This is a genomic window from Cupriavidus metallidurans CH34, assembly GCF_000196015.1.
Classification (GTDB): domain Bacteria; phylum Pseudomonadota; class Gammaproteobacteria; order Burkholderiales; family Burkholderiaceae; genus Cupriavidus; species Cupriavidus metallidurans.
On sequence record NC_007974.2, the window covers coordinates 2,227,805 to 2,251,972 of the forward strand.

Here is a 24,168-nt window from a genome sequence, read left to right on the forward strand (position 1 = left end):
ACTCGTGGATCTTTCGATCTTTCGACGAGCCAAGTCCGCCTGCCGGAGCGGGTCGACTCGATCGAGGATGGAGTTAGGCGTCACCTCTTCTGCCCGTCCCCAGTGTTACCAACTCCGCCTCCGGGCTGGACTTGTCCGCGGGTAGCGTCAGCGGCAGCCAATGCTGCCGCTTGTGCCAACGACTGCACATCCCGAAGAGACTTCTTCCAGCCAGCCAACTTGGCTGAGAGATCGTTTGCTGCGCCTGGGTCTGAAGATGTCGGACATGTGAGTTCCCCTAGGTCACTTGCAATCTGGTCATGAACCTGCCTAAAGCCCGCGAGGGCTTGGGACGCGCGTGCATAGGACTGGCCTGGGGCGTAGAACGCCGCGACCGCCGCCGTAGCGGTTCCCAAGGCTGGAAAAACGATCGCAAGAATACGAATGGCGCGTGCCGTCCGACCGTCTCCTTTCCCAAACTCCGTGGAACTGAGGCTCACAAGCACGGTTGTCGCCAAGCCCAGCGCGATAGCTACTAAGGTTGCGATCTGCAGCACCAGATATGCGTTTGCGGCAGCTAAGGCGTTCTCTCCGCGGCCTATCAATAGGCTTTTAGACAGGAACCGCAAGTCGGTTGCGGCTGGCAAGACTGCATCTTGAGTCAACAGGTTTGACGGATCCGCTGCGTAGCTTTCGCCATATTTTCCGAACTGTGCTCGCACGCGAGCGTTAATCACTGGTTTTTGTAGTAGATCGGATGTACATCTGGTGATCCAACGATCGACTGCCTCGCCATTCAGTCGTGCCGCATTGAACTCGGCATTTGGTTGCTTGCCGCCGGTGTCACCGCCATGGGCCCAGGCTACTATGCCATTTAGCCCTGATTGCTCTGCAGGCCATCGCAGTGACCGGCTCGGGTCTGGAAAGATCGTCCGCACGCCGAGGGCAAAGACTGCCGCAATGACGATGAGTGCGAGAATGAGCGCCGAGACTCCCGCCGCGACCAACGCAAGTCGATAGAAAAAAACCTCTTACAGTAGGCACTGGACCTCCTTTTGAGTTTTTTGGCAGACTGCTCGTACAGCGTGCCGAATCTTCGTCTGATATCGTTTCGGTCTTCGGGCAACCGTTGCGCACCGGAGCAATCTGGCTGCGCATAAAGGGCTGCTCTGGTCAGTTCAACCGCGCTTGAAGCTCATCCACGAAGATTGACGAGTTGCCGTGTGTGTAGGCAATGTGGACCTCTGTTCTTGCTCGGCTTATGCCCACATAGAATAGCCGACGACTTTCATTGATCTCATCAGGTCTGGCGCCATTCCGTGGCAATCGCCCGTGATCAATCCCAAACAGAAATACGAAGCGAAACTCTCGGCCCTTTGCGCTGTGAAGCGTGGACAGCATCAGCCTGTCGAATGTATGTTCGCCGGCAAACTCCGCAACAGTCATCTCCGCGTAGTCGGCATCCGGCGAGACTCTCTCCAGAAACGAACCCAGGATGTTGAGCTCATCCCTCAGGTTCGGCGATAGTTGGGCATGTTGGTCCAACACGGTGCGCTTGAATCGCTGTAGCCAGTCATAGAGCACCATGTCGGGTCTTCGCATCTCCCATAGACAAGCCACTAGCGCTCGATGAAATGCCGCTGCGTCCAATTCTGCTCGGATGGCGTCCCCGAACAGCCTTCGCCCCTCCGATACCAACTGGGAAAACCGTGGGCTACCAGTCCGCCACCCTCCGCAACACCATTGAGCGCTCAGTTCCAACCATTGCATCAACCGGCTCGACCTGGGATATAGAGCGTTACCATCCGTCCGAATAAACGGAACTCCGGCGTGGCGCGCCGCCTCTGCGACAGCATTGCCAATCCAGGCGGCGGGATACAAGACGGCAATTTCGTCGTAGCGAACACCTGGCTCACGCGCCATAGCGGCGGGAAGGAGGTCGGTCATGAGACGACGAGCCTGCACCTCGTAGCTACCCCCGAGGGAATGGAAGAAAATTTCACCCTGCGGCGCCCCGTCCACCGCCGCGTACCCGCGATCCACCCCAAGAACAGCGCCAGACGCGGCCACGATTCGATGTCCGCTCCGATAATTGAGCTGAAGGCGAATGATCTCCACATCCTCCCTCTCGGCCAGACGCTGCAACATTTGCGGCTGAGCTCCAATGAAGCCGTAAATCGACTGGTCGACATCTCCCACTGCGAAAAGCCGCATACCAGCACTAAAGCAGAGGCCCATAACCATGCGGTGCAGAGCCGCACCGAGGTCCTGATACTCGTCAACGACCAGGACAGGGTATTTCGCAAGCAATGCTGTCTGAAGCCAAGGGTTCTCTCTCAGCGCACGAACTGCGAGAAGAGGCATGTCATCGAAGTCAATGAGCCCACGAACGCGGAGCTCGGCCTCATAGGCCTCAGCCAACCTTGCCAAACGAGGATTCGTATCCCGCCATAGGTCGCTGTCCCGATTAAGGATTGAGCGACGATAGCTCCCCATTTGCGAGCGTATGGTTTGCAGATTGGGAACCGCACCCATGGCAACTTGGGCCGCATCGTCCAGAGCCGCAAGCGCTTCCGCATTGGTGGCGACACGGAAGTCATCTGGTAATCCCAAACCCGCCACCTTCGCGTAGGGCAAGATCACCTGCGTAAGCGAGAATGAGTGCACAGTTCCTACGAAAACACGCCCGCCTGGCTCTACGCCTAGCGAAGAAAGTCGTGCCTCTAGCTCACGAGCACACTCGTTGTTGTACGTAATGCATGCGACACCCCGCGGCTCGGCTACGTCCTCTGCGAGAAGCCGTGCCATCTTGGTAGTGAGAGTCTTCGTCTTGCCGCTACCAGGACCAGCCAAGACTACACAGTGTCCTCGCGACTCGTAAGCTGCCCACTGCCCAGGATTGTCGCGAAGCTCCTCGGCAGCTTGAAGATAGGCGGCGCGATTAGACACGATTGACTACGTAGGAGATCGCTTTAGATATGTATTCAGGAGGGATGGCACCCACAATCTTTGACGCTAGCCTCTGGGCAAAACGCCCCTTTCCGACACCATCGATAAGTTTCAAATAATTCTCGGCGTTCAACTTGTCAGGGTCGTCCTCCCATGCGTCGATCCACGCACGGCGTTCCTCGCTCCAATTCGACTCTCGAAGGGTTGCGATGATCTCGCCGGTAAAATCTTGGTCATCAAACAAGTCGACTTCCAACGTGACGAAGTTTGAAAAGATGCCGAAGTCCTCGCATCGCAAACAGAAGTCATCGTAGTCGGCTATGGCGACGAGTTCCTGAACCAATTTCGGCTGCGCAACTCCTGTAAGTGTCTGCTCGATGCTCTCGACCAGACGCCATGAGCGGTTAAAACCTAGCGGCTTCTTCCCCACTCTTGGGTCCCAGTCCGTAATGATGGAAAATGGGATGCCCAACGCCGTGAGGAACTTCGCATAGGGAGTGAAGTTCGTTCCCGACACCGAGCATATCGTAATACCCAGATGGTCAAGGTCGTGCCCCATCGAAGCGGCCATCACAGGCAACAAGAACTTCTCAGCGTCGCCCTCGACCAAGATGATGCCTCTAGCAAACAGCATTTCTGCCCGCGTAACGTCGAGATAGCGAGCGAGGTCATCTTCTTCATCCTCGGTGAGAGAAATTTCTGCAGAGGATGTCCCCACAGTGCCGTTCTGCGGAGACTCTCGCAATAGAACAAGGGACCTCAGAGGCGCCACACTCGCGATATGCGGCGAGTGTGTTGTAAGCATAAGGGAGAGTTGTTCACCTTGTGCTCCGGCCAAATCCTCAAATAGATGTCGATATACAGATCGTTGCAAGTGAGGATGCAGATGAGCTTCAGGTTCCTCGATGGCCAGCACCGTGTGGTCCCGACGGTTTTCACTCATCAACTGCTGCAGTTCGAGGGCCTTAAGGGTTAGAAACGCCACGTTGGCCGACCCTAAGCTCGCATCACCAATGGTTCTGAGGCCGCCATCGATGAGCAGCTTCAAATTTCTGATGAGCCTGGTTACGTCGGTGGTGCCGAAGCCGAGAGCTGGCTGAATGTCCTGTTTAGGACCGCTCATGGAGACGAAGAGGTCTCTCAAACGCTGCTGGAGAGCCTGCACCGTCGGGAATTCGGCCAGTTGCTGCGTTGCTTGCTGAACCACATCCCTCACTTGCCCGAGGTCTTGGCTGGGAACTTCCGCAAATGCGCGCTCTAGCAAAGGCCGAAGTGGCGAACGGCGCCAAACTGCAAGGTCACCCTCAGCATCTCGCAAGGCTGGAAGCAGGTCCATTGCAACACGCCGGCGCACATCGTGCCCAAACCGCTTATTCTCCGACTCTCCCCCGAAACAGATGAACTCATAATCCTCATCAGCCTGCGGAAACCCAGCGAGGCCGGCGATAGGCCGGAACTCATAGGTTAGCCGCACGGTGTCAGGGTCATCGTCCAGCCGATAGTCGGTCAGGACAGCAAGCAAATCCATGTCGTTAGCAAACTCAATGAGTTCGACGAACACGGTAATGCGCTCGTCCTCTAGAGGCTCACCTAGGCCATCCCAAAAATCCCCTTGCCCCAACTGGCGAGCGCTATCAGGGAGGCTCGGATCCAAGATAAGGCGCAGGGCGAAGAGCAGGTTGCTCTTGCCAACCCTGTTTTCGCCGACCACAACTACACTTCCGTCCAATGCAACGTCAATCTGTTCGAAGTTGCGGAAGTTGCTGATATAGATGCGCTTCAACTTCATGGTTCTAGAGCGAATAGCGCTCGCTTGGTAGGTTCTTGTAAAGGCCTCTTGCGATGCTCCTCACTAGAGGACTGCGCTGCCAGCATATGCATGGGTGCGCGCGTGCAGGAGGTCGAAATTCGCGGGCACCCTATTCTGCTAGCTACTTAACAATAGGGCCATCCCGCGAGAGTAGGAGGCTGAAGCCGCTGAGTATCCGCCCCGCTGGGACAGTCTCGATTTGCCCAGCTCAATCGCCACCTTGCCAGTTGCACGTTGCCCTCCGGACAGATTGATGAAAGACTCACACCCGAACTCACTGGGAGTGAAAACCTTCGTTCCGCTCCTAGAGCTTCGCTCTTCTGCAACTCCCGCCCTTTTTCCTCGACAACTGCCATCGCAATCTGCCGCAGACGAATAGAACGCGACCGCCGCACGGTGCCCCGCGACATGCCGCGCAGCCAAAATCACATCGATCTGCGTTGCGTAGCAGGTCGGAAGTGTTGTATATTGGTTCTACCATTAACAGAATAGTCAGGGGGGCTCAGGGTGCGTGGCACGCACCCTGGCGCGAGTTCGCCCAGCAGTCCGGCAATGATTTTCACGACAACCCTACGTTTGTGGCAGAGCCTGGTGAAGTCCTTCTGCCTCTGGGCGGCTCTCCAGTACTACGGCATTCAAGACGAGCTAAACCTCTTTGAAGACTCGGAAGCTCGAGGATGGAGCCGAGCGTCAAGCGATAGTAATGACGGATGGTGGCGTCTATGACTGCCAACCGCCCATCCAGCATGGGCAGTGGCGACGGTATTTGTCGTCTCCCAATCCATGTCAGGGGCGACCAGGTCAAAGGCCGTGTACCGACTGATCGGCACGCTCTTGGGGGCAGCAGCAACCGTTGCGCTCGTACCGAACCTCGTTCAAATGCCAGAACTGTTGTGCCTGGCGATGGCCTGGTGGGTCTCCCTCTGCCTCTACATCTCGCTACAAGATCGCACCCCGTGCAGCTACATCTTCACGCTTGCCGGCTACACCGGCAAGCGGCCATGGCAGCTGCGCTGAATCGATTCTCGGCTGGAACTTGACGATTGCCGAAGAGCTACTTCGTGGCTGTGACCACGGCCCGGACAAAGTGGCGATGGTCGCGCGCGACTGCCTGAAGAAAAAACCTCTTAATTTCAGGGAGCTTTTTCTCGTTATAATAATCCGGATATTCGAATAACCTTTGATATTCGAATTTAGTATCAATCACACCCCTCCAGCGAACGTATACGTGTATGTCACACGTCGGCCGACCACAATGGCGACCCGGCGGGAGTGCCCAGCCTTTCAAGCGTGAAGGCTTCGGTGGTGACCGCCTCGTTGGTCGGCTTGATACGGCAGCGGCGAGGGGATACTGGTCTCTGTGGGGGGAGAGCTGAGAAGACCAGCGTGCGGGCGAAGATAGCGCACGGCTCGAAATGACTGTCGGAATCAGCGTGTTGGCTGATGGAAGGCGACACCCAAGCTTGCGCATAGGGGGCCTTCGGCTGTCCCTTTCATACCTCAAGAAGGATACCCTCACAAAAGCATCGAATTTCTCACGTGAGGAGATGTTTAGGGTTATTCCCTTTCTTGGGGCACGACGCTAGGAAACGGTACCGGAATAACCTCTGTGGATATGCGCGATCTTGATATGGTTCCTTTGTCGCGTGCACGTATCCCGCTTCGCGGGCGGGCAACCAGGAGGACAGGTTTATGGCGCATACATGTTTCCTTGCGCCGCTCCGGTTTCAAGGCGGGTCTCGGGGTCAGGGGTTTCGAATCACAGCTTTGAAGGCTCAGGAGCCTTGCCCCGCTTCAGCTCGCTCTGGTGTTCCATCACCCTTCCCTTTTACACACAGAGTATCGCCCACCGCTTCGCGGTTGGGCAGGCAGGCCGGCGAGCGTGGGGCTTGCACGCACGCCTATCAGGGGCTCCGGCTTTGGCACGGATTTTGTTTCCCTTGCCCCCAGCTTCCTCGGTAACGAGACCCGGGCCGGGTCCGTGCCCCGCGCTACCTCCAAGGAACTGAGACGGGCGTGCGTGAATCGCCCCGCTAGGCCCGGCTCCAGCGTGCACGCCGTCGCATCAACATAGTTAGTGGCTCAGGCCAACCATCCCTACATAGTTCTCAGCCAAGGCTGTGGCACCGGCACGGGACGACGTTACGTATCGAAGCTCCGATACCTGAAGCTGTTGATCAAACGGTGTCGCATCCGCAAACCGATGCAGCATACTAGTCATCCACCAGGAGAAATGCTCTGCTCGCCAAATGCGCTGAAGCGCAGTGGCCGTGTAGGCGTTCAGCTTATCTTCCGTGCCGTTTTTGTAGAAGCTATCAAGTCCTTCGGCAAGGATCTTGACGTCGTTCACTGCCAAGTTCATCCCCTTCGCTCCAGTCGGCGGAACGATATGGGCGGAATCACCGGCAAGGAACAGTCGACCATGCTGCATAACGTTGGACACAAAGCTACGCATCCCTACGATGTTCTTCTGGAAGATGCGGCCCTCTGTAACTCGCCAGCCGTCTGCCTGGTCGAGGCGAGCATGCAGTTCGGACCAGATTCGGTCGTCAGACCAATTTTCAACGGAGTCCCTGGGGTCGCATTGGAAATACATGCGCTGAACCGTCGGGGAACGCGTACTGATGAGCGCAAAACCGCGGTCATGGCGCGCGTAGATGAGCTCGTCGCTCGAAGGGGGCGCCTCAACGAGAATCCCAAACCAGCCGAACGGATAAAGCCGTTGGTGGTCCTTGCGCACCGCCTCAGGAATGGCGCTACGGCTGGGGCCTTGGGAGCCGTCGCAGCCAATCACGAAATCGCAGTGAATCTCGCAGGTGTCGTCATCCTTCTCATAACGGATGGAAGGCTTCGTCGACTCGACGTCGTGCAAGGACGTGTTCGACACGCCAAACACCAGTTTACCTCCCGCAGCGACTCGAGCCGCGACGAGATCTTTGATGACCTCGTGCTGTGCATAGACCGTGATGGCATGGCCGGTCAAATCAGTTAGATCAATGCGGTGGCGTTCTCCTTCGAAAGTCAGCTCGAACCCTTGGTGCAGGGCGCCCTCCGCCACCATCCGATTCCCAAGCCCAACGTCCTGAAGCAAATCCATTGTTCCCTGCTCGAGGACTCCAGCACGGATAGTCGATTCGATTTCCTCTCGGGTCCTCGACTCAATCACGACCGAGTCGATGCCTTTGAGGTGCAAGAGGTGCGACAACAGCAGGCCAGCCGGGCCTGCACCAATGATTCCTACCTGAGTTCGCAAAATCTCGTCTCCGTCCCTGCACCCATGGGTGTATCCGCAGCAAAAATCCCAGGCGGATCCTGACGGCCACCGAGACCTCTCAAGACTCAGACTATCAGTCCACATCTCCAAAAGTCAATGGTATAACCATTTCTGAATGTACACCAAGGCGACCCAGACGGGCATGGGAGCTGAGGGACGTTTGACTCAAGCTTCATATGGAAAGGCACTTACAATGATAGCACTTACTAACATATAGGTGCGCACGCAAGCTCCGCGAGCATAGGACTCAGGACATACCCGACTCCTGTTCGCCTTGACACGCAAGCAAGATCGTTCGATATAATCAATGGACCAACCATTGAACAATCACAAGAGACGGAGACAAAATGCGTTACCTGAAGTTGCCTCTCATGGCGGCATGCGCTTTGGTCGCGGGCCTCGCAATCGCTGAAGAGCCCTACCCCTCTCGGCCGATTACCATCGTTGTTCCCTATCCGGCAGGGGGTACCAGCGACGTTCAGGTACGCAAAATTCAGGAACCGCTGTCGAAGCTTCTAGGGCAGCCCGTCCTCGTTGACAACAAGGCTGGTGCATCTGGCGGCATCGCTGCGATGGCTGTCGCCCGCGCGAAGCCGGACGGGTACACGTTCCTGTACGCCAACAACGGCCTGTTGATCGCCCCGCTTCTCTACAAGAAGTCGGGCTACAACCCGCTCAAGGACTTTACCCCGGTAGGCACCGTAACTTCGGTGCCTCTGGTCCTTGTCACCAACAAAGCCGTCCCAGCCAAGAATCTCCAAGAGTTCCTTCAGTACGCCCGTAAGCAGCCCAGCGGTGTTCGCTACGCATCGGCAGGCACCGTGTCGTATGGCCACCTAGCGACCGTGCGGTTCGGACAACTGGCGGGCATCAAAGTCGATCACATTCCCTACAAGGGGGAAGCCGGCACAACGTTCGCCGCCAAGGCCGGGGAAGTGGAGATGCTACTGACGACCCCCTCGCCGACGATGCTCGCACAAGTGGGACCCGGGGGTCTCACGATGCTTGGTGTCGGGACGGAGAAGCCCTCTCCTGTTGTTCCAGGGGTGCCCACAATCAATCAATCCGTACCTGGCTTCACAGCGGAAGCCTGGTTTGGACTCTTGGCACCCGCCGGCACGCCTGACGCCATCGTCCGGAAGGTCAATGCCGCCATCTCGACGGTCATGGCCGATAAGGCCCTTCAGGATTGGTTCATCAAGACAGGCGCCCAAGCGCAACCGTCCACGCCTGATGCTTTCGCTGCCATCCTGAAGAAGGAAACCGCGCAGTGGCAGGACATCATCACCAAGTACAAGATCGAAGCCGAATAGTCTTTCACCCCGATATGTCTCAACAGCTCACTTACGATCTAGTCGTCATTGGTTCTGGCGCAGCGGGTCTCTCCTGCGCCATCACCGCGCGCAAGAAGGGAATGAATGTCGTTGTCTTGGAGAAGGAACCCGTTTTCGGGGGTACAACCGCCCTATCGGGAGGTGTGCTTTGGGTACCGCTGACTCATCATGGGTTGAAACAGAATCCCCAAGACTCCATTGAGGCCGTACAGGAGTTCCTTCGGAGCGAGACCGGTCACTTCTACGATGAGGTAGTGGCGCGGGCGTTTATCGAAGCCGGTCCGGAGATGGTCAGCTTCTTCGAGCGAGAAACAGAGATGAAGTTCGTCCCGACTCTGTATCCCGACTACCATCCCATCGCGCCCGGGGGCGTAGACGTGGGTCGATCCATTCTCGCCGCCCCATTTGATATCCGAAGCCTCGGTAAGGACATGCAGCGGCTCAAGCCACCATTGAAGACCATCACCTTCATGGGGATGATGTTCAACTCGTCCAATGCCGATCTCAAGCACTTTTTCCGTGCCACGAAATCCTTCCGGTCCTTCCTGTATGTGGCACGCCGGCTCGCCAATCATGTCAAGGAGATCGCTCTCTACCGGCGCGCGGTGCAGGTAACGAGCGGCAACGCGCTTGCCGCTCGTCTTGCCAAATCGGCGTTGGACCTCAACATTCCGATCCTCACAAACGCTCCAGCAACCCGGCTCATCACCGACGGAGACCATGTTAAGGGCGTGGTAGCGAATACCGAGGACGGCGAAAGGGAGTTCCTCGCGCGTAATGGTGTGGTGCTTGCATGTGGGGGATTCCCACATGACCTCAATCGTATTGGTGCGGCCTACCCGCATCTGCGACGTGGCCATGAACACCTCTCCCCGACTCCGAAGAGCAATACAGGAGACGGTGTGGCGCTCGCCGAGACTGCCGGCGGCCACGCTGACATTCGATACACGTCACCGGCAGCCTGGATGCCCGTGACCAAAGTCGACTTCGGAAATGGGGAAATCGGCGTGTTCCCCCACCTGTTGGATCGCTACAAACCGGGCGTAATTGGCGTACTTAGCAACGGCGCACGCTTTACCAATGAGTCGAACTCCTACCACGACGTAGGCTCGGCGATGATCGAAGCGTGTGCGGGTCTCAAAGAGACAGCCATGTGGCTTATTTGCGACCGCGAGACCCTCGGCAAGTACGGTCTCGGCTATGTCAAACCGTCGCCGATGCCCATCGGACGCTTCCTTCGAAACGGCTACCTGTACCAGGGCCGCACGCTTGATGAGCTTGCACACGCTACAGGCATTGATCCCGCTGGGCTAGCGGAAACCGTCCATGAGTACAACAAATCGGCCCAGTTTGGGAATGATCCAGCGTTTGGTCGCGGAACGACTTCATTCAATCGCTTTCTGGGCGACCCCGACAACAAGCCCAACCCTTGCGTTGCGCCGCTAAAAAAGGGACCTTTCTACGCCATCAAGCTTGTCATGGGAGACCTTGGTACCTTTGACGGCCTCGCGACTAGCGTGACAGGAGAGGTTCTCAGGAAGGACGGTACGCGTATCGACGGGCTCTACGCAGTAGGAAACGATCGCGCAAGCATGATGGGTGGTAACTATCCTGGCGCCGGAATTACGCACGGACCCAACATGACCTTTGCGTATCTGACCGCGAAGCACATTGCCAAAGAGGCCGGAGCGGAATGACGGCAATCGCACGCCCGCTCGTAGACCATCGGGTCTACACAATTGCGCTGCGGAAGATGCCTGAGTTCATGGAAGTATTCAACAGACTGGCTATGCCGATTCTGATGGAAACGCTCGAACATCCTTTGGGGTTCTACACCAGCATGGTTGGCCCGCAGAACCAATTTGTGCATCTGTGGGCGTACGAGGACCTCGCCGACTACGAGCGTCGTTGCCGCGCCAGGGATTGCCACCCTCGCTTCGGCGAATATCTTGCTGCATCCGGCCATCTCATTACCGCCCAAGAGACCCGCCTGATTCGTACCGTCGACGGCTTTGTGGCAACGGCCGCCGCCCGTGCATAACCTCGGTCGGCAACGCCCAAATACCCCGAATCCACGGACACACACACTGATGGCGCCGAGCCGGTGACCACAAAATGACTATAACGGAGACAATGATGACAACCCTACCCAAATTGACTCGCCGGGCTTTGACTGCAGGCATTAGCGCGCTGTTGCTTAGCGTGAGCATCAACGCCCTGGCGCAGCCGGAAGCATTTCCCACTCGCCCCATCCGGATGATTGTGCCCACTGCGGCAGGCGGAAACATCGACATTTTGGCTCGCATTCTGGCCGAGCATATGAGCAAGGCTTGGGGGCAGCAGGTTGTCGTTGACTCAAAGCCCGGGGCAAACTCCATGCTGGCGACTACCGCAGTCGCGCGATCGCCTGCCGACGGGTACACGGTCCTCATGACGCTCAGCGGGTTCGTACAAAATCTGGTGCTACAACCGAATCCGCCCTACAAAGTCAACGACCTTGTACCGGTTTCCCAAGTTGCCTGGTTTCCCGTAGCCCTTGCTGCCAACGCGAAGCTTCCCGCAACGGACGTCGCTAGCGTAGTCAAGCTCGCAAAGGCGCAGCCCGACAAACTCAGCTTCGGCAGCTACGGCGTCGGTTCCGGCGGCCACATCATTGGCGAAGGCCTGAACAACCTTGCCGGCATTCGGATCAAACACGTTGGCTACAAAGGAGAGTCCCCAGCGTTCACCGATCTTGTCGGAGGAAACATTGAACTAGCCTACGGCTCTGTCGGCTTCTACGCTCACCAACTGAGCGGAGGCAAGGTACGTCTCATTGCGGTTGCCAGCCCTAATAGGCTCAAGACCTTCCCGAACGTGCCTACGTTCGCCGAAGCCGGATACCCGGAAATCAACATTCCTGGTTGGGGCGGTGTGTTCCTCCCGGCAAAGACTCCGCCGGCGATCGTTGAGAAGTACACCCAAGAGATTCGTCGGATTGTTGCGCTGCCCGAGGTCCAGAAGAAGATTCTCGAGATGGGTTTCGAACCAACCGGCACAACAAGCGCTCAATTTTCTGACCTTATTTCCAGCGACATCAAGCGTTGGGGCAAGATCGTCCGCGACAACAACATTAAGCTGGAATAAAGCTACAGGTCACACATCAGTATTTGGGACGCAAAGCTCACGCACTTGGCGGCCTCTCTCTGGATGAGCGAGCAACAGACTACGGTCCTCGCTCGCCCAACGCGAGAGATGGCAACTGCCGCAGAGGGGAAGCCCCCTCCCCGCCCCTGGACTATTCCACTCCCCTCTGGTCTAACCAGACCTTCCCGACGCTATTCCGGCCTTCAAGTGCGACCATCGCAGCCTGTGCCTGCGAAAACGAATAGCCCTGACCACCGAGCACCTGCAGCACTCCAGCAGAGTAAGCATCGTAGGAATCCTTTGTGAGTCTCTCGGCCAGCGCAAGATCTCGTTTCCGCACTTCTCCCCAAAGTACACCGTGAGCAGTTGCATTCTTTAGAAGCAGTCTATTGGCCGGAAGTTGGGTTAGTGTGCCGCCCGCGAAACCGATTATCAGATAGCGCGCCCCATATGCCAGGCAGCGCAGGCTTTGACCGCCAATCTCGCCCCCGACAGGATCGTAGACCACGTCAACGCCCTGCGGTGCCAGTTGCTTGACCATATCGACCCAGTCGTCCCTTCGATAGTCGACGACAGCATCTGCGCCTAGGCTAAGTGCGGCTTTAACCTTTTCTGCGCCACCCGCTGTACCGATAACTCGCGCGCCCAACCATTTCGCTAACGCAACAGCAGCGCTCCCAACTCCCCCTGCCGCTGCATGAACCAGCACCGTTTCCCCGGCCTTCAACTGCCCGACTTCCCTTAGCGCATAGAGCGATGTCGGGTAGTTGCTACGAAGTGCAAGTGCAGCCGCGTTCGAGACACCATCGGGAATAACGATGGCTTCCGATTTCTGTATGACTGCGAACTGAGCGTAGCCGCCCAAATGGCAAGAGCTGGCAACCCGGGTTCCAACCGCCAGCGGTCCACCCTCGCTCGCAACGTGGACCGGCCAGCCTTTCGTAGACATCTTCGAGCCATAATTTGTGGCAACCGAGGAGGTCAGTATGAGCGGCAAGCGGTACACGGATGAGTTCAAGATTGAGGCAGTCAAGCAAGTCACTGAGCGCGGTCATTCGGTGGCGGATGTGGCGCAGAGGTTGGGCATCACGACCCATAGCCTGTACGCCTGGAAGAGGAAGTTCGAGAAACCGGACGTCGTGCAGCGGGCCGAACTGGATCAGAACGCCGAGATTCGACGACTGAAGGCCGAGCTCAAGCGCGTGACAGAGGAGCGCGACATTCTAAAAAAAGCCGCCGCGTACTTTGCAAAGGGATAGCGGCAAGGTACGCATTCATGCGCTCCCACATCAGTGAATATTGCCTGCGCACGATGTGTCGGGTACTGGGCGTTCATCGTAGCGGTTACTACGTCTGGCAACGCCAGGCATCCAGCCCACGCCGGCGGGAGGATGATCGGCTGCTGGGTCTGATCAAGCATCACTGGTTGGCCAGCGGTGGCGTCTATGGCTACCGCAAGATCACGGTAGATCTGCGTGAATCTGGCGAAGCTTGCAGCCGTCACCGTGTGCATCGACTGATGAAAGGAGAAGGCCTGCGCGCACAGGTTGGTTACGGCAGCAAGCCACGCTATCGTGGCGGTCCGGTCGGCGTGGTGGCGAACGTCTTGAATCGAGAGTTCGCCCCCGATGCGCCGAACAAGGTCTGGGTCACCGACATCACGTACATCCGAACCTACGAAGGCTGGCTGTATCTGGCGGCAGTCATGGATTTGTACTCGCGTCAGATCGTTGGCTGGGCCACGCGATCAACGATGACCAGCGATCTGGTATTGCAGGCCTTGCTAGCCGCAGTCTGGAAACGCAAACCGAGGGCAGGTGTTATGGTGCATTCGGATCAGGGCAGCCAGTTCACCAGCGATGATTGGCAGTCATTCCTGAAGGCACACAACATGGTGCCGAGCATGAGTCGTCGCGGTAATTGTCACGATAACGCCGTTGCCGAGAGCTTCTTCAGTGCATTGAAGAAGGAGCGAATCAAGCGGCGCATCTACCCGAACAGGGCGACTGCTGCCACGGACGTATTCGATTACATTGAGATGTTCTATAACCCGATTCGCCGGCACGGTTCCGCCGGCGACCTGTCACCTGTAGAGTTTGAGCGGCGCTACGCGCTAAACGGCTCGTGAGTGTCTATGAAACTCTGGCCGGTCCAACGATCACGCCCGCTACCTCTGAGCCTGGGATGAAAGGCACCGCCGGCTTGACCTGATAGCGGCCGCGGACAATCAGCGTATCGCCGAACGCAAGTCCCGATGCCTCTACACGAATTAAATACTGGTCGGATTTCGGAACTGGCACTGGGACATCTCGTAACGCCATCGTTCCGGCGTCTGCGATGGTTTCGACTTGCCACGCCTGCATCTGCGAAATCTGCATTCTGCTCTCCTCCTGGACGACGATTCTATGAAGGGCATATCAGGCCTGACGCGCGTCAGTTCCCGACCTTGATGCGCCTTTGCATGAGCCATCGAAAACTGCCTCGCCGCTCATTTCATTATGGTTGAACCAATGATATCATCGACTACGGAGACTGACTCAACTGGAGTAGACATGACGATCAAAGGTAAGGCATGCATCGTGGGTGCTTACGAGCACCCAACACGCAAGGCACCGGATAAGACGGTTGCGCAGTTGCACGCAGAGTGCGCGAAGGGGGCACTGGAGGACGCAGGACTGACGCTGCAGGATGTTGACGGCTACTTTTGCGCAGGAGACGCTCCTGGCCTTGGCGCGAACAGCATGGCCGATTACCTCGGCCTCACGAACTTGCGGCATGTCGACACGACGGACACCGGAGGCTCCGCATATCTAATCCACGTCTCTCACGCAGCGCAAGCGATTGCGGCGGGCAAGTGCAACGTTGCGCTCATTACGCTCGCGGGGCGGCCCCGCACGGAAGGCGCCAGCGGTGTTGGCGTCGGCGCGCGACTGGTGACAGCTGCGACGCCCGATGCATCTTGGGAGATGCCCTATAGCCCGGTCACGGTGAACATGTACGCCCTTGCAGCGGCAAGGCATATGTACGAGTTCGGCACTACTTCCGAACAACTCGCATGGATCAAGGTGGCGGCTGCCACCCATGCGCAGCACAACCCGAATGCGATGCTCCGCGACCTCGTTAGCGTCGAGGATGTGCTCGGCTCAGCTCTGATCTCTGACCCGCTGCATAAACTTGACTGCTGCGTTGTCAGTGACGGTGGCGGCGCGCTTGTCGTAGCGCGACCCGAAATCGCCCGAAAGCTCAACCGTCCCATCGTGAAAGTACTGGGTGCGGGCGAGACGATCAAAGGCCAACTGGGCGGGAACGTCGACCTCACCTATTCCGGGGCAGCGGTGTCGGGACCGGTCGCCTTTGAAGAAGCCGGAATCAAGCCGTCTGACATCCAGTACGCATCAATCTACGACAGCTTCACCATCACCGTTCTGATGCAGTTGGAAGACCTTGGCTTCTGCAAGAAAGGCGAAGGTGGCAAGTTCGTCGCTGATGGAAATCTGATCTCCGGCGTAGGCAAGCTGCCCTTCAACACGGATGGCGGTGGCCTTTGCAACAACCACCCGGCAAACCGCGGTGGCATCACCAAAGTCATCGAGGCAGTCCGTCAGTTGCGCGGGGAGGCACATCCCAAGGTGCAAGTTCCCAACTGCACTCTCGCGCTTGCTCAAGGTACCGGCGGCCTCCTCGGTTCGCGCCACGGTAGCGCAACTCTCATCTTGGAAAGGGAATGAGCCATGACTACACCCCACGTTGATCGCCCTCTTGCTGCCCCAGTTGTTGACGCAAGCAACGAAAGCTACTGGCGCTATGCGCGTGAAGGCATGCTCAGCTCACGACGCTGCAAGTCTTGCAAGAAGCTGCATTGGTATCCTCGCGCCCTTTGTCCGTTCTGCCAAGGCGAAACGGAATGGGAATGCCTTTCGGGCAACGGCACAATCTACAGTGTCAGCGTAACCCGCAAAGCAGGGCCAATCCCCTATGCCATCGCATACGTTACGCTCGACGAGGGCCCGACGATGCTCACAAACATTGTCGACTGCGATTTGGATTCGCTGAAGATCGGACAGCGCGTGAAGGCTTGCTTCAAGCCTTCCGAAGGAGACAGTCCAATCCCGATGTTCACACCTGCTTAAAGCGAGGGAACATGGATACTCTCGACTTCGAAGTAGTGAACAACGTTGGCTGGATTCGCATGAATCGGGCCGCGAAGCACAATCCGTTTGATGCGGAGCTTCGCGCCGACCTGATGACCGTCTTGGAGCGTGTTCGAGACGATGCTGACATCAGGGTCCTCGTGCTTACGAGCCATCCTGGCTCATTCTGCGCGGGAGGGAATCTCCATGTTCTTCGAGACAACCTCGACTCTGGCCCCGCCTACTGGCAGCAGCGCATCAAGACCGGCCTTCGATTCATCCACGATATGTTGAATCTCGGTCGCCCAGTTATTGCTGCCGTAGACGGCCCGGCATTCGGAGCTGGATTCGCGTTGTCTCTGACAGCAGATATCGTGCTGGCAAGTCCTCGTGCACGCTTCTCTATGGCCTACCTCCGCCTTGGTCTGGTACCGGATCTCGGCGCGCTGTACCTTCTTCCCCGAGCAGTTGGACTGCAACGAGCCAAGGAGTTGATGTTCTCAACCCGAGAACTGGACGCGGAAGAGGCTCATCGCCTGGGGCTTGTGATGGAAGTACATGAGAGCGAGGCACTTGAGCAGCGTGCTCGAGAAATTGCCGAGAGCCTGGTCCAAGCTGCCCCGACCGCCCTCGCACTGACGAAGGCGGCGCTGAACGTTTCGTTGGATTCCGATGAGCAAACGATGTTTAGTCTCGAGGCGGCCAGCCAAGCTGCAGCTTTCTCGACGAAGGAACCGCGCGCTGCAATCGAAGCACTCCTGTCCAAACAACCTCCTCCGTTTCGCGGATTTCCACGGCGTTCGTAATCATGCGATCTCTCAAGAACAAGACGCTATTCGTCACCGGGGCGAGTCGCGGCATCGGCCTGGCAATCGCAAAGCGGGCGGCTCAAGATGGTGCGAACATCGTCATCGCAGCCAAATCCGCCGAGCCTCACCCCAAGCTACCAGGAACAATCTTCACAGCGGCTCGTGAAATCGAAGAGGCAGGCGGGACAGCTTTGCCTCTCGTCGTAGATATTCGTGACGAGCAACAAGTACAGTCGGCAGTGGACAAGGCCGTTGAACATTTCGGAGGGATTGACGTCTGCATCAACAACGCCAGTGCAATCAGCAAGACTGGCACATTGGCCACGGACATGAAACGGTTTGACTTGATGCATAGCATCAACACACGTGGCACGTATCTCGTCACGAGAACTTGCCTTCCGCACCTTCTGAAGTCATCCAACCCTCATGTCCTGATGCTCTCGCCTCCTCTGAATATGGAGGCGCGCTGGTTCTCGCCCAATGTCGCTTACACGATGGCGAAATTCGGCATGAGCATGTGCGTGCTCGGGATGGCCGGGGAGTTTCGTGGACAGGTGGCGATCAACGCTTTGTGGCCTCGGACCTTCGTTGGAACGGCGGCCGTCCAGAACATCTTGGGCGGCGAGACGACTATGAAGCGCACCCGTCACCCGGAGATCGTCGCCGACGCTGCCTATGCCATCCTGACGAAGGACACATCCTTCACCGGGAACTTCTGCGTCGACGAATCCGTCCTCCGTCAGGAAGGCGTTACCGATTTCAGCCAATACAGCGACTGCCCCGAATCCGACCTGATCCCGGACTCGTTCGTTTAATCCTCTCGTACCATTACACCAGGAGCAACCGACCCTGCTCCTTCCCCGCATCCCTCTGTTTTGCAATCGCGTTCGGAAGTCAGGACGCTCCGTCATGCGGGGCGTTCAGAACAGCGTGACAAGTATTGCGTCGTAACAATGGTCTGGTAGAACAGATTGCATCATCTCGAACCGGACCAATCAACAACTATAGGATTGGAGGAGACAAGATGACCACTAGACGACAGACGTTGGGATTGCTCTCGGCGTTAGCAATGGGATCCAGCTTCGCTCAGGGCCAGCGCTGGCCAAGCAAGCCGATTATGTTGGTCGTGCCTTTTCCGCCCGGTGGGCAGACAGACGCCGTCGCGCGCAGTGTAGCGCGCCAGTTGGAGACCACCCTCCGTCAGCCGGTTGTCATTGACAATCGGCCAGGGGCAAACTCGCTGATCGGCACCCAGCTGGTATCTCGATCCGCTCCGGACGGGTACACCCTGCTGTTCAATATGACGGCGCTGGTTAGTAATCCTATCCTGCAACCGAACGCTCGATACGATGCGCTCAAGGAGTTTGTCCCGATAGGTCGGATCTATGAGATCCCGGCAGTGTGGTCGGTACCCCCAAAGTCGGCACAGACACTCGAGCAATTTATCGGACTCGCCAAGAAGGCAAAGGACCCCCTCAGCTTCGCCACTACCGGCCATGCGTCGAGCTCACACTACTTCGGTGAAATGTTCGCGCGCGCCGCAGGCATTCGACTTAATCATGTGCCTTACAAAGGCGAAAGTCCCATCATACCGGACCTGATTGGTGGTCGGCTCGACGCCGCTGTCGTATCAAGCGCAACCGCATTGCAGTATGGCAAGGACGGCCGCATTCGAAATCTTGCAGTATCCGGATCTCACCGCTGGAAAGCCATTCCAGACGTGCCGACCTTCCTTGAACTTGGCGTTCCAGGAATGACAACCGAAACCTATGCGGGGATTTTTGCACCCGCTGGCACCCCACGCGTCGTTGTGGATCAATTACACGCGGCAATTACGACCGTATGTAAGACCCCAGAGTTGCAGCGTCAACTATTGGACAACGGCCTGGAAGTAGCGCCGACGCTGAGTCCAGATCAGTTTGAGGCACTCATGCGCAAATCTCGAAACGAGTGGCTGGCCATCAAGGAAAACAGCGCGATTCGGGTGGAATAGCGATGAGCAAATGCGCTCACGGAAGCACACTATGGCATCCGTGATGCGCATCTACGTGACCCGCAGAAGCCCACTCCATTCCAAACGAACAAAAAAAGGCGCCGCAAGGGCGCCAAAAGCATGAATGCGTGTAGGTGCTCAGAAGATATGCCGGATGCCCAATGCCGCACCAACCTGGCTGCTCTTGCCGGCACCGAGCAAGTACGCCCCGCTCGCAGCCGTAGTCGCCAGTCCGCCAAAGGCGAGCGCGACGTTCTTAGAGTAGGCCGTAGTCAAATAGACGTTAGTCCGTTTCGAGAAGTCATAGCTCGCCATGAAGCTGACTTGGTAAGGATTGGGTCGGTCAAGCTCTGCGCCGTTGTACTGCGCCCTGAGCGTGTGCAGCTTGTCGTAGTAATAAGCAAGCATCAGATTGACCTTCGGCGCGACCTGATAATTGACGCCAAACCAGAGGAAGTCGTCGCGCAGCGCCACGCTACCATTCGAGAACTCGTTGCGCCCCCACCGATAGCCGCCGGAGAATCGGAACTTTCCGAGGTTGTAGCCCGCGCCGATCGCTGCCTTTCGGAAGTTACCAATTCCGTTATCACCCAGCGTTGTGAGCGTCGGATAGAACTGATCGTACGCAATCGATGCGCCAAACTCACCTGCTGAGTACTCGAGCGAAGCGCCATAGCCAGCATTCGCCCTAATCTCCCCCGGAGTCTCGCCTGCACCGAACACACCATTCCCAAAAGTCCAGTGTAATCGTGCTCCGATGCTGCCTCGCTGGATGACATAGTTAACACTGTTGTCGTTTCTCAGATTCATACCCAAAAGAAACGACAACGGCTCATACATCGGCGCATACGCACTAGGCGAAAAGTTGGCCAGAGCGCGGAAGATGGTGCTGTATTGCCGCCCGAACGTCAGTTGACCGTACTCATCGCTGCTCACTCCAACAAACGTCTGTCGATCGTACAGCTTGTTTGCGTTGAACTGCGTGCCGGTATCCACGTTGAAGCCGCCTTCAACGGTGAAAATTCCCTTCAGCCCACCGCCGAGATCCTCCACCCCGCGCACGCCCCAACGGTTGCTGGCGAAGCCGCCGCCACTATTCCGGACGACGCTGCCTGATGCGCCACTGGCATTCGTCAACTTATTCACGTACTCGATGTTCGAATCGACCACGCCATACAACGTCACACTTGAGTGGGCATAGCCAGTACACAGCAACAGCCCCAGCGCCGTCGACGCAAGCAACGCTCTTTTCACCTTGTCTCCTCCGATTTTTTGCATGTCTCGCAAGGTCACCGCCTCGCTAGGAAGCGCTCAGGTGCAGATTTCCGATCTCTGCGCCTTGTCCGCCTCGCAGTGATTAAATATGATTGGTTGAACCATCGATATAGTGGAAAACCCCGCGCAATCACATCTTTACATTGGTTCAACCACTGCATAAGATTGAGCAGGCGCGCCTCATGTCAGGACAAGCGTGGAGCGCAGAAGATCAAGCTTTTGGTCATCGAACGTGCTCTGCACGCCCCCATTCGGCGAGTTCGAACTCGCGAGTTCACACCTTTTGCAGATGTCGTCATGAGTCAAACCGACCACCCTTCCCTGAAAGAAGTCATTCGCAGCCGCGCTTCGGAAGTTGGCTTCCCCACCGAGGCCACCAAAGAAGCGAGGTCGTGTTTGCTTAAGGACCTCCGTGCGCTGACGAGGTCCATCGTCGACGTTTCCTCCAGGCTGACGCAGACTCAGCGTCAGGCGCTTCTGGTCTCAGTTGTCGACGAATCGTTAGTGCGAGGGGACTATCAGTCGTCCGTCCTGCTTATGGCCGCGGGCAGTGAACTCTCCGTTCGATGGCCTAAGGAGCTCACGCAGTCCTTGGTCGCGGAAGCGAGCCGGCAGAGTCAGTTGTTTCGGTACCTCTTTTGGCTCGTAGTCAGGCGTTCTGCCTGACGAACTCACATTGAGACTATTCAACTGAATCGCGAGGAGACCTGATAGTGCGCAAGTGGCTTAGAACAACCGAGAGCATCGAGTTCGCCGTCAAAGGCCGTGTTGCATACGTGACCCTAAACAGGCCAGAATGCCGCAATGCACTGTCCCCCGAACTCCTCGCTGAGTACCGGTCAGCCCTGCTTGAAGCAGATGATCTCCGGGCTGTAAGTGCTATCGTCGTTGCTGGAAACGGCAAGGATTTTTGTGCCGGCTATGACATGAAGGGAGCCTATGCCCGTTACGCATCCGAGCACGGCGATGAAGCGAGCCCTTATCGAACCGGAATCGGTTCTTTTGACGATGACTCCTGGAAGCTGGAACGCTCCCAGGAAATGCTGCGGACCCCCTTTGACATTCATAAACCTGTCATTGCGAAGGTTCACGGGAACTGCGTCGCGGGTGGGACCGACTTAGCTCTATACTGCGACATGATCATCGCAGCCGACAACGCCCGCATTGGGTTTCCCGCGACACGTGCAATGGGCTCCCCGCCCAACCACATGTGGATCTACAACGTCGGCCCGCAATGGGCGAAAAGGCTATTGCTAACTGGCGACGTACTTTTAGGCAAGGATGCAGCAAAGATCGGCCTTGCTGTGAGTTCGATCCCCGAAAGCGACCTCGACCAAGAAGTGGAGCGACTTGCCAACAGCATTGGTTCGCTGGACCCTGAGCTGCTTGCCTGCAACAAGCGAATCGTTAACCTGGCTCTCGAAGTTGGCGGCGCCTCTGTGCTTCAGCGCCTGGCTGCCGAAATGGACGCGAGAGCCCATCTCACACGTGCCAAGGCCGAATTTGACGAAGATGTTCGTGCCCTTGGATTCAAGGGTGCAGCAGAGAAGCGCGACAAGCCCTTCGGTGACGGCGTCGCAAGGCTGAGTTGGTAGTCGCTGCGTACGCACCAGCGAACAGGTAGCCCAAGATTCTAGAAGCTCCTGACGACGGCGCCAACCGCCCCGTCCCGCGGTACGGACGCCATCGTCTGTACCGCGGTAGTCACCAGAATTATCCCAATCCCGATGAAGCACGGGCTGGCGGGTTCTCCGAGCGCCACCTCTCAAGACTGCTTTGCACCATATGGGCCGCACGCTCCCAAGCCGACATCGGTGCGCTGATCAACTCGATGTCGAACTCGCTAACACTTCGGAACTCAAGAATTTCAACACCCTGCGGACCAGGCGTATAACCGTAGACGGTATGTGCCGGCACAAAGAAGCCATCGCCACAACCGAGCACCTGCGTACCATAGCGGATCTCACCGGAGATTACGTAATACAAGCAGTCCGTATCGTGCGAGTGCGCAGGTAGCCGGAAGCCGCTCTTGAACCAAGAGTAGACGAGGCTGAAGCCATTTTCCGCTTGGAAGAGCAGCCTCGATACAGACCCTTCCTTGACACCTTGCGCAAAGACCGGGTTGAGCTCCGCCCTTTCCGGGGGCAACGGCTTAAAATGCATCGCGCCGGACTCGAGAAGGTCCTGTGCATCTGCGGCATGGAAGAACTGTATCCGTTTGGGTCGCCGATGTTCCGAGGAACTCGTACTAGTCTTTTCAGTCGCCATAGTTGTCTCCCTCCTGACAAAACCTTTCATCAGACCAGGGGACTTCGTCCCCCATGCTGGGCTAGACAGCTCTTTTTTCAAGCTCTCGGGCTATCACTTCCTTCATAATCTCGTTGGTCCCTGCAAGGATGCGGTGGATTCTCACGTTTTGATACAGCCGAGCAATCGGATACTCGAGCATGAATCCTGCTCCACCGTGGAGCTGCACGCACTCGTCGACGACCTGGCCGCAAGCATCGGTGATCCACCACTTGGCCATGGCCGCTATCTCGCTGCTCAGTTGGCCTTCCAGGAGACTGGCACTGCAATGGCTGAGCATCGCCTTCGCGAGCGTCAACTTCGTTTCACACTCGGCTAGTTTGAACCGCGTATTCTGCATGGACAGCAAGGTCTGACCGAATACTTTTCTGTCCGCAGCAAATTTCAAGGTCTCTTCGATGGCTCGCTCCATACATGCCATCGACATGAAGGCGGTAATCACGCGTTCTCGACTCAACTCTTTCATGAGTTGCTTGAATCCTTGTCCTTCTACGTTGCCGAGAAGGTTGGCTTGGGGAACTCTCACATCGTCAAAAAACAGCTCTGCTGTGTCCTGCGAATGAAGTCCCACTTTCGATAGGGTTCGTCCGCGCCGGAAACCCTCTACCTTGTCTGTTTCGACAACGATGATCGAAATGCCCTTCGCTCCCAAGTTAGGATCCGTCTTAACTACGACGCAAATGAGGTTTGCTGTGCTGCCGTTAGTGATGTAGGTCTTCGCGCCGTTGATGACGTAATCACCGCCCTCCTTCCGAGCCGCCGTACGAATGCTCTGCACGTCAGACCCCGCGCCGGGCTCAGTAATGGCAAGCCCTCCGACTAACTCTCCCTTGGCCATCTTCGGCAACCACTCCTGCTTTTGCTGCTCAGAAGCGAAGTTGTGGATGTAATGTGCGACGATTCCACTATGGAGTGAATTGCCCAGCCCAGGGCATAGCATGCGACCTTGCTCAGCGAAGATGACGGCCTCATGCAGGAAGTTACCTCCCCCGCCGCCGTACTCTTCGGGAATGCCGACGCAAAGAAGGCCGGCCTCCGCTGCCTTGTACCAAACGTCCCGGTCAACACATTGCTGTTGGGCCCACCGCTCTTCATGCGGAAGAAGTTCCGCCTCGTAGAATCGCCTTGCGCTGTCGCGCAGAGTCTCCAGCTCGGGATTCATCCATGGTGCGTTCTGCATGG

19 protein-coding genes and 1 pseudogene are annotated in these 24,168 nt (G+C 57.1%); 12 read left to right on the forward strand and 8 right to left on the reverse strand.

Annotated features, from left to right (window positions below; genetic code table 11):
- Window positions 1-1,152: 1,152 nt before the first annotated feature.
- Complete coding sequence (locus tag RMET_RS28035) at window positions 1,153-2,928, reverse strand: ATP-dependent helicase (protein ID WP_011519888.1); 1,776 nt, start codon at window positions 2,926-2,928, stop codon at window positions 1,153-1,155.
- The gene (locus RMET_RS28040) at window positions 2,921-4,717 is read right to left on the reverse strand and encodes an ATP-dependent nuclease (protein WP_011519889.1); all 1,797 of its coding nucleotides are present in this window, start codon (window positions 4,715-4,717) and stop codon (window positions 2,921-2,923) included. The genes RMET_RS28035 and RMET_RS28040 overlap by 8 nt, the downstream gene beginning before the upstream one ends.
- 762 nt (window positions 4,718-5,479) lie before the next feature.
- On the opposite strand from RMET_RS28040, the pseudogene RMET_RS28045 reads away from it, so the two are divergent.
- Window positions 5,480-5,728: pseudogene (locus RMET_RS28045) on the forward strand (FUSC family protein); the annotation flags it as partial.
- Between the two features lie 1,084 nt (window positions 5,729-6,812).
- Here the strand turns inward: RMET_RS28045 and RMET_RS28050 are convergent.
- Window positions 6,813-7,991, reverse strand: coding sequence for a 4-hydroxybenzoate 3-monooxygenase (locus RMET_RS28050; RefSeq protein ID WP_011519894.1), 1,179 nt, complete (start codon window positions 7,989-7,991; stop codon window positions 6,813-6,815).
- 368 nt (window positions 7,992-8,359) lie between these two features.
- Between RMET_RS28050 and RMET_RS28055 the strand changes: the two genes are divergently transcribed.
- From RMET_RS28055 to RMET_RS28070, 4 genes are all read left to right on the forward strand, one after another.
- Window positions 8,360-9,325 (forward strand): Bug family tripartite tricarboxylate transporter substrate binding protein, encoded by a 966-nt coding sequence (locus tag RMET_RS28055; protein ID WP_011519896.1) that lies wholly within the window; start codon window positions 8,360-8,362, stop codon window positions 9,323-9,325.
- A 14-nt stretch (window positions 9,326-9,339) separates the two neighbouring features.
- Window positions 9,340-11,043, forward strand: a complete 1,704-nt coding sequence (locus RMET_RS28060; RefSeq protein ID WP_011519897.1) for an FAD-dependent oxidoreductase — start codon at window positions 9,340-9,342, stop codon at window positions 11,041-11,043.
- Window positions 11,040-11,387 (forward strand): NIPSNAP family protein, encoded by a 348-nt coding sequence (locus RMET_RS28065; RefSeq protein WP_011519898.1) that lies wholly within the window; start codon window positions 11,040-11,042, stop codon window positions 11,385-11,387. The genes RMET_RS28060 and RMET_RS28065 overlap by 4 nt, the downstream gene beginning before the upstream one ends.
- A gap of 92 nt (window positions 11,388-11,479) precedes the next feature.
- Window positions 11,480-12,472, forward strand: a complete 993-nt coding sequence (locus RMET_RS28070) for a Bug family tripartite tricarboxylate transporter substrate binding protein (protein ID WP_029309990.1) — start codon at window positions 11,480-11,482, stop codon at window positions 12,470-12,472.
- A 151-nt stretch (window positions 12,473-12,623) separates the two neighbouring features.
- Here the strand turns inward: RMET_RS28070 and RMET_RS28075 are convergent, their stop codons facing one another.
- Window positions 12,624-13,421 (reverse strand): zinc-binding dehydrogenase, encoded by a 798-nt coding sequence (locus RMET_RS28075; protein WP_082219905.1) that lies wholly within the window; start codon window positions 13,419-13,421, stop codon window positions 12,624-12,626.
- 37 nt (window positions 13,422-13,458) lie between these two features.
- On the opposite strand from RMET_RS28075, the gene RMET_RS28085 reads away from it, so the two are divergent.
- A protein-coding gene (locus tag RMET_RS28085; protein WP_085960507.1) for an IS3 family transposase occupies window positions 13,459-14,600 on the forward strand; the annotation gives its coding sequence in 2 pieces (ribosomal slippage) (window positions 13,459-13,696 and window positions 13,696-14,600; 1,143 coding nt in all).
- Between the two features lie 4 nt (window positions 14,601-14,604).
- On the opposite strand, the gene RMET_RS28090 is transcribed toward RMET_RS28085, so the two are convergent.
- Window positions 14,605-14,850 carry an alcohol dehydrogenase catalytic domain-containing protein gene (locus tag RMET_RS28090; RefSeq protein WP_029310143.1) on the reverse strand — a complete coding sequence of 82 codons (246 nt, stop codon included), beginning with the start codon at window positions 14,848-14,850 and terminating at the stop codon, window positions 14,605-14,607.
- Window positions 14,851-15,024: 174 nt separating this feature from the next.
- Between RMET_RS28090 and RMET_RS28095 the strand changes: the two genes are divergently transcribed.
- The 5 genes from RMET_RS28095 to RMET_RS28115 all read left to right on the forward strand — a co-directional run bounded on the left by RMET_RS28095 (window position 15,025) and on the right by RMET_RS28115 (window position 19,404).
- A complete protein-coding gene (locus RMET_RS28095; RefSeq protein WP_011519900.1) occupies window positions 15,025-16,200 on the forward strand; it encodes a thiolase domain-containing protein in 1,176 nt (391 codons plus the stop codon).
- A 3-nt stretch (window positions 16,201-16,203) separates the two neighbouring features.
- Entirely contained in the window at window positions 16,204-16,602 is a 399-nt protein-coding gene (locus RMET_RS28100; RefSeq protein ID WP_011519901.1) for a Zn-ribbon domain-containing OB-fold protein, read from the forward strand.
- 11 nt (window positions 16,603-16,613) lie between these two features.
- Complete coding sequence (locus RMET_RS28105) at window positions 16,614-17,408, forward strand: enoyl-CoA hydratase/isomerase family protein (RefSeq protein ID WP_011519902.1); 795 nt, start codon at window positions 16,614-16,616, stop codon at window positions 17,406-17,408.
- 2 nt (window positions 17,409-17,410) lie between these two features.
- Window positions 17,411-18,226, forward strand: a complete 816-nt coding sequence (locus RMET_RS28110) for an SDR family oxidoreductase (protein ID WP_011519903.1) — start codon at window positions 17,411-17,413, stop codon at window positions 18,224-18,226.
- A gap of 209 nt (window positions 18,227-18,435) precedes the next feature.
- Window positions 18,436-19,404, forward strand: a complete 969-nt coding sequence (locus RMET_RS28115) for a Bug family tripartite tricarboxylate transporter substrate binding protein (protein WP_011519904.1) — start codon at window positions 18,436-18,438, stop codon at window positions 19,402-19,404.
- Window positions 19,405-19,542: 138 nt separating this feature from the next.
- Here RMET_RS28115 and RMET_RS28120 read toward each other — a convergent pair whose 3' ends face one another.
- The gene (locus RMET_RS28120) at window positions 19,543-20,682 is read right to left on the reverse strand and encodes a porin (protein WP_011519905.1); all 1,140 of its coding nucleotides are present in this window, start codon (window positions 20,680-20,682) and stop codon (window positions 19,543-19,545) included.
- A gap of 710 nt (window positions 20,683-21,392) precedes the next feature.
- On the opposite strand from RMET_RS28120, the gene RMET_RS28130 reads away from it, so the two are divergent.
- Window positions 21,393-22,274, forward strand: a complete 882-nt coding sequence (locus tag RMET_RS28130) for a crotonase/enoyl-CoA hydratase family protein (protein WP_011519907.1) — start codon at window positions 21,393-21,395, stop codon at window positions 22,272-22,274.
- A gap of 118 nt (window positions 22,275-22,392) precedes the next feature.
- On the opposite strand, the gene RMET_RS28135 is transcribed toward RMET_RS28130, so the two are convergent.
- Window positions 22,393-22,947 (reverse strand): cupin domain-containing protein, encoded by a 555-nt coding sequence (locus RMET_RS28135; RefSeq protein ID WP_011519908.1) that lies wholly within the window; start codon window positions 22,945-22,947, stop codon window positions 22,393-22,395.
- A gap of 61 nt (window positions 22,948-23,008) precedes the next feature.
- On the reverse strand, window positions 23,009-24,166 hold the full coding sequence (locus RMET_RS28140) for an acyl-CoA dehydrogenase family protein (RefSeq protein ID WP_011519909.1): 1,158 nt from the start codon (window positions 24,164-24,166) through the stop codon (window positions 23,009-23,011).
- Window positions 24,167-24,168: the final 2 nt, after the last annotated feature.